The sequence below is a fragment of the Vibrio sp. 1402 genome (assembly GCF_033340275.1).
Window position 1 is genome coordinate 1 of record NZ_JAWOWE010000289.1, and the last position, 691, is coordinate 691.

The 691-nt window shown below is 44.7% G+C and carries 1 protein-coding gene; it reads right to left on the reverse strand.

The annotated features are described in order from the left end of the window. Positions 1-405: 405 nt before the first annotated feature. A partial coding sequence (locus tag R7044_RS25615; protein WP_225456047.1) for a DUF3299 domain-containing protein occupies positions 406-691 on the reverse strand: 286 nt, incomplete at its 5' end.

The window sequence follows — 691 nt, forward strand, 5'->3', positions numbered from 1 at the left end:
TGTAACCCGTTTTCTTGTCGTGGTGACCGTTTTTCTGCGTATTAGGCTGGTGTTCAATCACTACAGGTTGTTTCGTTGGTTCTGCCATGTATTTTCCTACCAAGAGCTTGCGTTTGACGCTTGCCTCAATTTACACCTTAATCCGCGAGGCGACCAGAGAGAGCGTCTCAGATTTTGAAGGAATAGGTCTATCCAAAATGATAATGAGTTGTTAAAATTGTTATCGTTATTTTGGAGGGGCGATGAAGTTCTCGGAAGCAAGTAAACTGAAAAAGCACCTGTCGATAGCGTTTCTTTTGATTCTTTATGTGGGCGTGTTAGCGTACTTATCGCGCTACATTGTTTAACATTTAAAGATGACAAAGGCGCCGATGCGACGCCTTTGGTGTACCTCGAAATCGACGACTACATATCGTCGTAGGCTTCGATTTTTGAACCTTCAATCACATACGCGGTTTCTGCCAGTTCATGGTTAATGGTTTCGGTTTTTAATGTTCCCACCACGTAAATGACATCCCAAAGTTCCTGTACTGGTGCGCCTTTCGGAAATTTCACGTAAATGATTTGGTTTGGTGGTGGTGGTGGTACGTGGATACACGCCCCAAAATACGGCACCAACAAAAATTCCGTCACCGTGTTGGCATCTCCCTCAAGAGGAATCACGAAGCCAGGGATTTTGACCTGACTGCCA